8 protein-coding genes are annotated in these 11886 nt (G+C 52.7%); all 8 read right to left on the bottom strand.

What is annotated here, in order from left to right; translation table 11 throughout:
* Positions 1-405 precede the first annotated feature (405 nt).
* Positions 406-1902, bottom strand: a complete 1497-nt coding sequence (locus tag I9188_RS16950) for a glycosyltransferase family 39 protein (RefSeq protein ID WP_280922439.1) — start codon at positions 1900-1902, stop codon at positions 406-408.
* 375 nt (positions 1903-2277) lie between these two features.
* Positions 2278-3669, bottom strand: a complete 1392-nt coding sequence (locus I9188_RS16945) for an arylsulfotransferase family protein (protein ID WP_209507419.1) — start codon at positions 3667-3669, stop codon at positions 2278-2280.
* Positions 3670-3939: 270 nt separating this feature from the next.
* Positions 3940-5391, bottom strand: coding sequence for a sulfotransferase (locus I9188_RS16940; protein WP_209507420.1), 1452 nt, complete (start codon positions 5389-5391; stop codon positions 3940-3942).
* Positions 5391-5633, bottom strand: coding sequence for a hypothetical protein (locus tag I9188_RS16935; protein WP_245220675.1), 243 nt, complete (start codon positions 5631-5633; stop codon positions 5391-5393). Before I9188_RS16935 ends, I9188_RS16940 begins: the two co-directional genes overlap by 1 nt.
* A 71-nt stretch (positions 5634-5704) precedes the next feature.
* Positions 5705-6769, bottom strand: a complete 1065-nt coding sequence (locus I9188_RS16930) for an arylsulfotransferase family protein (RefSeq protein ID WP_209599691.1) — start codon at positions 6767-6769, stop codon at positions 5705-5707.
* A gap of 422 nt (positions 6770-7191) precedes the next feature.
* Positions 7192-8583 (bottom strand): glycosyltransferase family 39 protein, encoded by a 1392-nt coding sequence (locus I9188_RS16925; protein ID WP_209599690.1) that lies wholly within the window; start codon positions 8581-8583, stop codon positions 7192-7194.
* 466 nt (positions 8584-9049) lie between these two features.
* Positions 9050-10057 carry a glycosyltransferase family 2 protein gene (locus I9188_RS16920; RefSeq protein WP_209507423.1) on the bottom strand — a complete coding sequence of 336 codons (1008 nt, stop codon included), beginning with the start codon at positions 10055-10057 and terminating at the stop codon, positions 9050-9052.
* A 228-nt stretch (positions 10058-10285) separates the two neighbouring features.
* Positions 10286-11635 carry a right-handed parallel beta-helix repeat-containing protein gene (locus tag I9188_RS16915; RefSeq protein WP_209507424.1) on the bottom strand — a complete coding sequence of 450 codons (1350 nt, stop codon included), beginning with the start codon at positions 11633-11635 and terminating at the stop codon, positions 10286-10288.
* Between the last annotated feature and the right edge of the window lie 251 nt (positions 11636-11886).

Below are 11886 nucleotides of genomic sequence, written 5' to 3'. Positions count from 1 at the left end.
TAAGCGCGCAGCGTATTGGCTGGCGTGCCGCGCACATAAAGATCGGTGAGCGCCTCCTGATCTTCTGCGGAGAGGGCAGGGGAGGGGCTGGGGAGGTAAGGCGCAAGAGGCTTCATGAGGCACATTCTGCGCGCATTTTCCGGCGAAATCAATCAGTCATGATAAGGGATACTTATCGAGTATAATAGGCAGAATTTCAAAAAAGCAAAGCGCTAAACAATTTGGTTATATTTTGTCTATTATGTCGGTAATAGATTGATTCAAAGTTAAAAAACTTCTCAAATTCTAAAACAGCCGCTCTTCCGTGAAGCTATGTATCTGTTGCGGACTTTTGGTCATTGGACGTTCCAAGATATAGAATGTCACTCAGGTCATGGCTTGGGTTTCGACTGGTAATCGCTGAGATCAATGGGTCTTTGTTCTGGGTTCAAAGAGTTCTGCGTTGGCCCGTCGTTTTTCGATTATTAATGTTTGCCTATAGCCTCGAAGTGCTGCGCGCCGCGCATCGGATACTGTTGGGGTTCCTTCGTCCGGCCAAGTGACCAACCAGACACGGGCACTTGGATGAGCACGCAAGGCGGCCTCATGCTCCGATACAATAAAATTAGCGTCGTTGATGTAATAGAACAGAGGTGTATCCGTCCAGTCGCGTGCCTGCCGCATAAAGACAAGGTCATCAGGGCGCATTTCAGGCAGCATCGCTTGTGCAATTCCCTGGTAATCGTTTGGGGCACCGGGCTTTTGGGCGGCATAAGGTATACTGAACACAAACACGATGACGCATATCCCTATCGACACCAGCCTGAGGGGCGGGCGTCGGAACATCCAGACGGCTCCCGCTGCACAGAGGATTAGATAGTAGGGTATGAAGAGTAAAAAGGCCCGGTCGGCCAGAACATATACCTTGTAGGACGCCACAAAAATGATCTGCGGAGAAGCCACTGCAAGAAGCCATAGGAGCAAGGTTCGTTCCTGAGGGTAGTGCAGGGTTTTCGATGGCAGTCTCGGGATTAGCGCGCGCCATGCCGTGCCCATGGTCGGAATAAGGAGCGCAAGAAAGGGTAAAACGGACATTGCCGTCAGCAATTCGGTCCGGCGGTGAGCGATCGAGGCAAGCCACAGCATGAAACAGGCTGAACAGATAGCTGCAAAACCCAAAATCCAAAAAGGAATGTTTCGCTCCAAGCTTACAACCGGCGCTTCGCGCTTTGGCGCTCTCAGACTAGCTGCCAGCAACACGAGGGCAAAGATAAGAATAATCCAGGTCCAGGCTGGTCCGATCTGTAGCATCGGAATGATGCGGTGATCCTTCGCATATAGAAACCCGAAGGAGAAGTATTCTACCAGAAATTCGGGATTTGGATCGCGTACCGCAGCTTTTCGCGCGCGGTAAACTGCATGCGTCAGTGCTGGCGCGGACAGGATAAAGGCTAGGGCTTGTATTTGGAACAGCCTGGGGGTCCGCCACCGATGCGCAAGATATTCAACCTCTACATTGGGCCGGGGCAGAACCAATATTGTCCAGAACAGGTGAAGCAGGATCAATGGCCAGAAGAACTCGACCGTCAGAATTCCGGCCATGACCGCAGCAACATAAGCAATCTCGATTCCAGGTCTCGGTCTGCGTGTCCTTACAAGGGTAATCAAAAGCCAGGTTGCTAAGAGTGACAGGAAAGCCCCGGCAACATACATGCGGGCCATCTGGCTCCATGCGATGTGAAAGCCATGGAGCGCCAGCAATAGCGCGGCCAGGCATGCCACGGTCGATCCGAATACGCTTCGCGCGATCAGGAAAATCAGCGGGATGGAGCCCAAGGCAAACAGGACACCCGGAAACCGTAGCGCGAGATGAGAGGTTCCGAACGTTTTGGTCCAGCCCAACATGGCCACATACCACCCCATGGGGTGCGGCTCGTCATGAAAGTGCCACCAGATCGTTTCCGTAAGCCCAAGCCGTGGGGGGGGCTCGGAGATGCCGGGAACAAGAGAGATACCGGGAACGTAGATTTCCGGATGAGAAAGACTACGGGCTTCAATTCCCCATAACCGCAAGATAATCGTCAGTACAATTGTGATTGCCAGCGCAATGAAGACGGCCACGTTTCGGCGCTCACGCCTAATTAAGAACACGCTATCTTTTTCGAGTATGCTCATGACTTCTATTTAACAAAAACAAAGTGTGCCCGGTGGTGACAGGGCCAAGTATTCTTGGGCAACATTACAATAAGTGCCCTGAATTAGAAAATATTTGCGATGGGGATGCATAGGTTCGTGACCCTAACAGCCGCTGTCAGAGATGGCTTTCAGGGCTTTCTCGCCGTGAGGTTGAGATATGTAACGTGACCATCCCAGGGAATAAGTCTCTCCGTTTTGTGCCCTGTTGACGAATGTAGCGACAATCTGACCAGCGCTATTGAGTGCGAATACGCGGCCACGGTTTGCTTCTTCGAAAATCAAGTGCCCGGACGGTGTGAAATCCTGCAAACCTTCCGATACTGTCGCGGCCCCCAAATCTTCCAATGCCGCACGAAAGGGGCTTTCCACTGAACCATCCTCAAAATCATAGATCAAAGTTTCGCTTATGCCTTCCACACGTGCGCCAAGCCCGCGATCATAGGCGTTATTGTTGAACACCGCGATCCGGTGATCATCAAGGATGTCCACGTCATGCTGCGACAACCAGGGGCCTGCCTGGGACCAGATGATTTCGTGGGTCGACGGCCGGTAGAGCATAACAAGAGACGGTGTGCGCAAACTCAGAAACAGGTCCCCACTTTTCCAATGAGGCCCATTGGTAAGAACCGGCTCGATGTCGTTCAGGTGCATTGGGTCGTGATAAAAATTGGCGGCGGGGAACAGCAGGTGGCGCAAACCGTTGCTATCTAAAATTTCATCCAGCGCCTCTTCGAAAACCACTTCACCTTTGGCATTTACTCGCACCAGAGATTCGCGGGCAAATTTAGGTGACAGGTTTTCAGGCCAGTCATTCAGCTTGTAGCTTGGGATCCAGAAACCACCCTGTCCGTCAGGGCTGGTTGAATGGTGAAACAAATATTCGCTTCGTGACCATCGGACGTCACCGCAAGGTGTTAACATGAACAGCGGCGCAATGTGGTTTTTGACCAGAAGATCCCCTTCTTCGGTCAGGTACGGGTGGATATAGCGAAAATAGGCGTTATTCCAGTTTTCGTAGCGTGCGAACCCATCAAATTCCGGAAGTCGGTTAACAGTGGCCAGCAACGTTTCGGGCTCTGGTGACCAAGTCCTGAGAATCTCTCCGGTCTCCAGAGACATCAACTCGATCACGTGTCGCGCCTGATCGCCGTTATAGCGGCTTATTAACAAGTACCCGGTCAGTCCACCAGAGCCAGGCGGTTGCTTCCATGACCATCCGGCGGGCAAATCTGCATCCGCTGAAAGACGAAGAAAGGGCATCATTTTGGTGTCCGGTCGCCCAATCTGCTTAATTGCTTGCCGCGCGTTCTCGGGGATTTCGGCCAGTGCCAGTGCCACTTCACCTATCGCTCCGAAGTGATCGCCACCCCGATCTTCATTTCCCCGGTATTCATCGAGAACGACCGCACCAAACAGGACCATGCATAACAGCCCTGTGACCAGAACCAGCCCCAAGACCCAAAGCTCGACTTTCTTAAAAAGAAGCTTTTCCATCACCGGTTTTGACCTTGAGATGATCAGCTCGAAAAAAAAACTTATGAATTCTGGGTGACCTTACACCAAAACAGGTCGCTTTTCAAAAAAACACAGCCATCCATCAGAGTGCAGGTAACCGCCATAAGGAAATAAATCACTTTTCAGTCAGGTAGTTAGATGTCTTTGGACTTACTTTTTCTGTACGAAGATATGATCAAGGTGAGGGCTCCAAGCCAAGCGTTCGGAGCGATTGTCATGGGCTGGATTTTCTAGTTGTCTCGAGTTCCGCTATCTCACGGCCAGCTTATCAAGGTTAGTGTAGAGCGCGTTCGCCGTATGCAGCAATTCGGCGTCAAACAAGTGGTCAGGGGTTTGGTCTGGTGTGTTGCGAAAATAGCCGTCGAAGCACTGGCCTTTTCGGGGAAGCTCCAACGTCTCGCACAAAGCGTGCATTGTCTGATCAGGACGGGCTCTGAGATCATCCTGCGTGACGATCAAGCATCTGTCGCTTTGCTTTTCGACGTTGTGGAAAGCAGCAATCCAGTAGTGCAGCCAGTAATCCGGTTGCTTTGGATCGATCTGGCCGGGATCGAACGTGTCGAACGCGATGGGCCGGTGCAGCAGGCCAAATTCGAGATGCCCGATGTCCAGCATATAGCGGCGAACGAAATCATCTTCGGCCTGAAGGTTAAGAAAGTTTTTGTGCTGGCGCAGCAGTGAGGCCGCATGTGCGGCCGGCCGGCGCAGCGGGACAATGATGTCGCAGCCGGGGAAATAAGACGGCAACACATTTAATCGCGCGATGTTTGCGTTATTCTTCGACAGATATCGCGCCTGCACCTGCCCGGGGCGCCGTAGCGCAACGATCTTGTCAAAATGTCTACGCAGCCGATCACAGGCTGGTTCGTTTTTGTCACCCTCTTGCCAAAGATCGATGGCTTTCTGGTGATATTTGTCCGGCCAGTAGAGGCGCCATAGCACTTCGTCAAATGCCTCGGGGCTGTCGAGGTCAATCTCAAGCCCGTCACCATGGGCCCGTTCGCGGCGTGTCACCCGATCTGATCGTTTTCCGCCGAGGACTGACCAGAGATAGGGGGCGGTGATAAATGGCATGTCCCGGTATTGGTGCGTTGCGATCACGGGCATATCAAAAAATGCGTTCAAGAGCGCGGTTGTGCCACCTCGGGCCAGGGAAGTGATGAAGATCGGAGGTCGTGATCCCCTTGTCTTATTGGTGAACCTAAAGACCCTGTCATCTGCGGCCGCCAAGGATTTCATTAATAATGGCGTTGAAAAAGCCAAAGCGTGAACCAAGCGGTCACCTTCCGAATAGGCTTCGGTTTCGGAGGGCTCGTTTCCGGGCAAACGCTTCGAGACGAACCGGGCGATAAGGATCGCTGCCACAGTGACGGCGACGATATAATCAAGGCGGAGCATCAGCCCCATCACCTCATCGGTGGTTGCAAGGCCAGCGATATCAGCCAGAAGTATTGGTGCTCCGGCAGCGACAAGCGACAGGCTGAAACGCCAGGCGAGTTGCCAGACACCTTTCAAGAGCTCGAACGCGGCGCGGCGGACGGCGACCTCTTTCTCTTCATCTGTGGTTTCCGCATCAAACATCGCAGAAACCCCGCGAACCGAGGATGCAACCAAAGACCGGGCCGCCGCAACAACTCCGGTCTTCAATAAGCCTATTGCAAATCCAAGAACCGCCAGCAGCGAGACGCAGAAAGCGATCATCAATGACGCTCGTCAGAAGGGGTCTCAGCGGTCCTGGCGTTGCGACGGGCATTCAGTGCCCGCTTGATCGGGAACCAAAGAAAGCCGGCAATCAGCAAAACCACGACAACCAGCAAGGCCAGGGCCAGGCCAATCGCGCCGAGACCGGCCCCCGGCCCTATATACGCATGAGCTGGCGTGGCACATGCAAGGCTGACCAAAGCAAATGCAGCGCTCGCTGTAACTGAAAATCGTCTGTTCATGATTTGCTCCTGAGTAATTTCGGGTCCAACACGCCTTTATCAAACGCGGTCGATGGCCTTTTTTTGCGATTTCAATTGTCACAGGACGGCAGCGTGTCAAAGTAATCGGGTGAAACATGAACGGCCGTTGTGATGATCGAATTGTAGTCGTCAGTCAGTATGTTCGACAATTCGCGCACCAAATCCCCGTCTGCCGTCACCTCGATCACCCGGCCCTCCATTGGTGAGGAGATCAGCCAATTGCCATTGGGCAGCCGTTCCTGCTGCCCCATGATGAAACTGTCGAAGACCAATTCGGATCCCGCGAATTTATCGCGCACCTCACCGGTTTTCATATCCATTTCAATAATGGAGGATCGGCGGCGATCGGTATTGTTCGAGTATACCGTAATTGTGCCATCGGGATGAAAATCCGCATCGTGCTGGTGCTCCCACGGCCCCGCTTTGTGCCATTTCAGACGCTTCGTCTTCCGATCGACAACACCAACCAGATCGATTGCTCGGTGTGACATGATAAGGTCACCTGCAGAGAATTGAGGGAATGCCCCGGCCCATTCCGATGGCAGGACTTCGACATCATTTGGGTGAATGATGTCCGGGATTTCATCGGCCTCTGCATCCCAGCGCCACTTGAAACCGTTGGGAATACGGAATGCCAGTTGCGCCTTAGGGTCAGGAAGGATGACGTCTTTCGCCAGGTCAATGCTCTCAAGCGTTTCTCCGGTTTCCGCATCAATCCGGGCCATTTGCTGATCGTGCCCGCCATCCCAGATTTTGGAGGTCCAGGTCCAGAAGCCGCCAAGGTCGGGATCTTCGGTCAGCGAATGGTGAAAGACCATATCTGTGCGCCGCCATATGATGTCGCCGCATGTATCAAACCTCGCCATGCCCATGCTGTCGTCGAAATTGGCAAGGATCGACCCATCGGGCAGAGGGCGAATGGCGTGCACGAATTCGGCTTCGTTCCCACCTTCGATAACTTTTGAATGATCAATCTTCCACGTGTGCAGCACGTTGCCTTCGGTATCGATGAGGTCCGTGAGATAGCCGGGCGCGGGATTGGCGATCCGGTTGATCAGCACATAGCCGGGCGCGACTTTATCAGCCTGGTGCACGACGTATGAATCCGATGGCATGCGCGCCGGGCGCTGGAGGTAGGTTCCATCTGGGACGACATACCCGGTGGCTCTCCACGACCTGATGGCCTCTTTGGTCTCTGAGAATGTCTTCCAGGGCCCCCAGTTTTTGTGGGTCGTCCACATACCTATAACGAACGAAAAGATAGCAACGAGCAAGATTGCGGAGATGTATGAAACAATACGCATTGGCGAAACCTGGATTACAATCGTTACTGTGTATTTGTCCTCCGCAGTCCGAGCCAAGTCAACGCAGGAGTCCCGGCGCTGAAAACATAAAAGGTCTTTCTATGTCGGTTTTTGAGGCACCCATGTTGGATTGAGGACATTTGGGTGTCGATGTAAAAGGTTGCTTCCTTGCCTCATGATTTTAAACGTCCAAGGGCAATACAAGGAGTGTTTTGTCATAAGCAGTGCGCTATTCAGTCACGTCGATATATATGAACGTTACCATCGCCCAGTGTTCCGGGGAAGTCATGGACAAGGTCCAGTTGCCCTTTGGCATCCTGCCTCAGTTGTGGGATGGCGCTGAACATTCGGTTCGGAAACAGGACGACCAATGTCACAGGACCAGGCTGAGCTATCGCTTTTGCATATTCTTCGGGGTCGCCAATGGTTGTCCAGTTAGCATTGAAATGGTTCTCAAAGACAGGCCCGCCCGGATTGATGGCGTAAACCCGCTCGGAAGGGGTGCGGGTCTGTTCCACAAAGGCAAAAGCTCCGGCCAAATTCTGTTTTGGCGCGGCATAGTTCCGCGGCACAAGAAGCACGGATAAAGCGATCATCGCCGTAACACCGATGGCGAACAGTGGCATTCCGATCCGAGGCTGGCTTATCGCTCGTGCCGCAATGCCCGCACCGTGCCAGCAGCCGATGACCACAAAAATGATGACCGGGCCGATATCAACAAAAAAGAAACGTGGCCATATCCGCATGTCGAGCGACAGGAGAATAGCCAGCGTCACCACGATATGCATAACGATGGACGGGAAAAACAGTGGTTGTGCTGAATGTGCTCCTGCGGCACCAAACGCCAGGGCGATCAATCCGCCGAATGCAACAATCATGGTCAGCGGGCCAGTATCTCCGATTGCCGTCCGTAGCCCTTCCAGCACTGTCCAGACCGGGCTCTGATACTCCTGCATCGGATCGACAGCGGATGTTGCCGCTACCTCGCCCATGGCTTCCACGAGGCTTGGAAAGATCGGCAGATACAACAACACAATTAAGACCAGCGCCATTGCTACACCAATAAGAGGCCGCAGCACCCAGTCACGGGTCAGGGCGGGGCGCCCAAACCCGGTTACCAGTGACACCAGCCAGATGAAACCCAAAGCGACAAAGAAGAATACCCCGGTCAGGTGTGTGAAAACCGCAGCTGCGGCAGTCAGGCCAAACGCAACCCACGTGCCGACGGTCGGACGGTGCGTTCCCCGCAAAAAGAAAATAAGGCCCAACGTGCTCCAGAATGCGAGCTCGGTATATCCGCGGGCGTTCTGCGAAAACCAAACCTGATGATAGGAAAGTGCGACAAGCAGGGCCGAAATATGAGCGACCTTCGTGCCTGCAACATCCCGCGCCAGCCACCAGATTGCAGCAACGATGCCAACGCCGAACAGCACCGCTGGAAAACGATAGGCCCAAGGCTGATCTCCGAAAATCTGCGAGACCAGCTTAGCCTTCATGCTGAAGAAATAGTGATGGTTCATCGAGTATTCGCGCATCATTTCGCCCCAAGGCAGGCGGACATGCGTATCGACGGTCCAAATTTCATCATACCATAGCGGCGCATTCAGCCCTGCGGTTCGCAGCACGGAGGCGAGAAGCAGTATGAGCAGGAGCACAGCCAGATCATTACGCCCAACTGCGGGGGATTGTTGTATCATGGGGTTTTACCGGTCACATGTGCCTCGGTTCTGGGTGGCATTTGGTAAGTCGACCTTGCGTGAGGCGCGCGCAGCTGTCTGTCGGTATTTTTGCTCCAGTGGTGTATGTGCATACGAATGCGCAAACATTGGAAATTCTGCGCAAAGATAGTCGCCTTTTTCGGGATAATGCGACCTGATTGACCTTATTGGCGCTATTTCTGGGCCTGTGACCTTTCTATATGCTGGCCAGCTCTGCCCCGCACCCTTTGGTTGCGTCAGATGGCTTGCAGGCAACTGTTGGCGCAACATTATCTCGCATTTCCCATGACATTCGAAATGATCGCCGACCAACAAAACACCGCCTGTACTGAATAAACGGATTGAACGTCCTGATGGTTCAATTGACGAAAGCTCAAGTCAATGGTTTTCCGTCGGGCGGCTCCGCAAGGGCCTCGGCGGTTAGGCCAAGGCTGCTTTCGACAATGTAAAGTGGGCGTTTGCGGGCCTCGTCAAAGAGACGCCCCAGATACTCGCCGATCACACCAAGCACCACGAGTTGCAAACCACCGATCAACAGCACGGCAACCATCAGCGAGGCATAACCAGGTACGTCCACCCCGTAGATCAGGGTACGTATGGTCAGGAAGATACCGTAGATAATCGCCGCCAGGGCGGTCAGCATACCGATATAGCCAGCAATTCTCAGCGGGACGGTGCTGAACCCGGTAATGCCGTCCAGTGCGAAATTCCAAAGACGCCAGTAGTTGAACTTGCTTTGTCCCGCTGCGCGCTCAGGCCGATCATAAAGTACCTCGGCATGTCGAAATCCGACCCAGGCGAAAAGCCCCTTCATAAAACGATTATGTTCTCGCAATTGGGTTATTGAGCGAACCACCCTTTGGTCCATGAGCCGAAAATCACCCGTATTGGCCGGAATCGGAACCCCTGAGAGCCTGTTGATGATCTTGTAGAACTTTATCGCCGACCAGCGTTTCATCGCGGTGTCCGTATTGCGGCGGTGCCGGACGGCATAGACGACATCGAACCCTTCGCGCCATTTCTCGAGAAAGCTTTCAATCAGTTCGGGGGGGTCCTGCAAATCCGCATCGATAGGAACGACTGCTCTGCCCGAGGCAACGTCAAGTCCGGCGGTCAGGGCGATCTCTTTGCCGAAATTGCGGGAAAAGTTTACCACTTTGATGCGCCCGTCATGTGCGTGCGCGCCGGCTAAAAATCTAGCTGTGCCGTCTGTGCTGCCATCATTCACACATATGATCTCATAGCTTTCGCCAAGGTTTCCCAGAAACTGGCCCAGCCGATCAAACAGGATTGGCAGAACGTCCTCTTCATTGAACATTGGCACAATAATGCTGAGTGTCGGGGTATCTTGACCTGCATGACCGGCCCGAGACTGCGACATGGGTGTGTTCATATTTGGCGGCACCGTGTGAATGTCGTTTATTGTGTAGCTGGCTGTATGTGATCATGGTTTGATGCGGGCCTCAAAGAGTTCCGCGCCTGCGCACAGCTTTTTTGAGCATCCGTGTCTGTTTGTAACCACTACATGTCTGCTTTTTTCGTTGGGAATACCGGGAGTATTCTGAAGATTTGACCTGATGTGCCCGGTGCGGGCGCCGTCTTATTGGGGCTATTTGCGGGTTGGGTAATTCTTAACAAGCGTGGAGCCGGCATTAAGCCGATCGATTTGGCTGCCCGGCCGCACGCCATATTCGTTATGTCCGTTTGCCGGTCCGGTTGCGTAGTAGATGAATTCACGATCATAAAAACCTTGAGAGGTGCTCGATGTATCTTGAATGATCGCGTTGTTCTGAACAAACCAATTACGTTGGCCATGAAAACCATTGATTGCGGCAACTGCATTCTGCTCGATAACGACATTTTGCGAGTTTTTCGAAACCCTAATCTTGGGAATTGAGATATTTTCTGAGTTTCTGCGCCGAACGCGAATGACCGAATTTCGGCGAATTGATAAGCCGTTAGCCAAGTGAATAGAAATCCCATGACTGTGTGCGTTGTAGATCACGTTGTTTTCAATCAGCAGATTGGTGTGCCAATTGGTGGGGTCTTTGGGGTTGGCTTTGTCGCGCCCTGCCCAGATCGTCTGGGTAAAGATGCCTGAACCCATGTCAAACACATTGTCTCGGATTGTGAGGTTCTTTACGCCAATTTTACTGGATCTTTGGATTTGAATCATGTCCCGGTGATCGGATAGGTTTTGCTGATCACCCTGGAAATTATGAATGTGATTATCAGCAATCAGGACAGTATCCGAGCTGCCTAGTTTGATCCCATCCGACCGAATGTTGTGAATATTGTTCCCGACTATTTCCACATTTGAGCTGGTGTTTACGGTTAGTGCGTTCCACCAAGAATAAAACCTTGTATGTGCTATAATTACATTAGCAGACCCCCTGACAATCAGACCCTTGCCAGTACCCAATCCATCAGCAGCCGTGCCGGTTCCACGCGCAACATCCCCATCAAAGACCGATCCCGAGATGGTCACGTTGCTGCTGTTCTCGATCACGAATGGTTTTGTAAATTCAGACTGACCATTTTGGTAAGTGTAATCGAACCGAATGCTTTCAAATGTAACATTTGATGATTGTTTAAGGTGTAACTCGGTGAAACAGGCTGGTGATGAGGGATTGGTCGACCGGATTGTAACAGGCTTGCGAAAGGCTTTGCTAATTTTCAGAGCGCCATAATTCCCGCCTTCAAGAATGAAAATCTCTCCTCCCTTCGCATTTTTTACGGCGCCTGCGAGTTCAGAAGCGTTGCGGAGTGTCTGGCCCTTTTCTGTACCGGACACGTTTGTCGTGGCTTTCGTGTCGGTACACGCCCCGGCGGCATAGGACGGGGCCGAAAAAGAGAGTAGCAAAATGCAGGCACCCACCAGCATTCCGAAAGAACTGTGTCTGTCCCGCATGGCAGGTCCGCCCGTGTCACGTTCATCAATTAGGAAGGCTACGGGCATGGATGAGTCGTGTCCATAAAGCTGTGTTGAACAGAACGTTGATGGATTTGATGGGGCACCCACACGGGGTGACGTCACGGCATCGGGCAATTCACCGCCGATATTTGTTCGGGATACGCGGGCCCATGCCGGAATAGTGGCAATTGTGTGTTCATTGTTGCGGCAGAGGAATCAATTCGTAAAACCCTTGGGTACCGCTAAGGGAAGGGGAACAATTCCCGGTAACGAGTATCAATTTCACTCGGAAATGA

Origin of the sequence: Ruegeria sp. HKCCSA071, from assembly GCF_017872555.1 — a bacterium.
Classification (GTDB): domain Bacteria; phylum Pseudomonadota; class Alphaproteobacteria; order Rhodobacterales; family Rhodobacteraceae; genus Ruegeria.
The sequence above is the reverse complement of the archived record's forward strand: the minus strand, read 5'-3'. Positions and strand labels throughout refer to the sequence as shown.

What these genes read in the sequence shown, in the direction of transcription:
- I9188_RS16950 (WP_280922439.1), bottom strand. Translation starts at nt 1,902, where the DNA reads ATGGGGTGGTATGTGGCCATGTTGGGCTGGACCAAAACGTTCGGAACC.
- I9188_RS16935 (WP_245220675.1), bottom strand. Translation starts at nt 5,633, where the DNA reads ATGAACAGACGATTTTCAGTTACAGCGAGCGCTGCATTTGCTTTGGTC.
- I9188_RS16920 (WP_209507423.1), bottom strand. Translation starts at nt 10,057, where the DNA reads ATGTCGCAGTCTCGGGCCGGTCATGCAGGTCAAGATACCCCGACACTC.
- I9188_RS16940 (WP_209507420.1), bottom strand. Translation starts at nt 5,391, where the DNA reads ATGATCGCTTTCTGCGTCTCGCTGCTGGCGGTTCTTGGATTTGCAATA.
- I9188_RS16945 (WP_209507419.1), bottom strand. Translation starts at nt 3,669, where the DNA reads ATGGAAAAGCTTCTTTTTAAGAAAGTCGAGCTTTGGGTCTTGGGGCTG.
- I9188_RS16915 (WP_209507424.1), bottom strand. Translation starts at nt 11,635, where the DNA reads ATGCCCGTAGCCTTCCTAATTGATGAACGTGACACGGGCGGACCTGCC.
- I9188_RS16930 (WP_209599691.1), bottom strand. Translation starts at nt 6,769, where the DNA reads ATGCCATCGGATTCATACGTCGTGCACCAGGCTGATAAAGTCGCGCCC.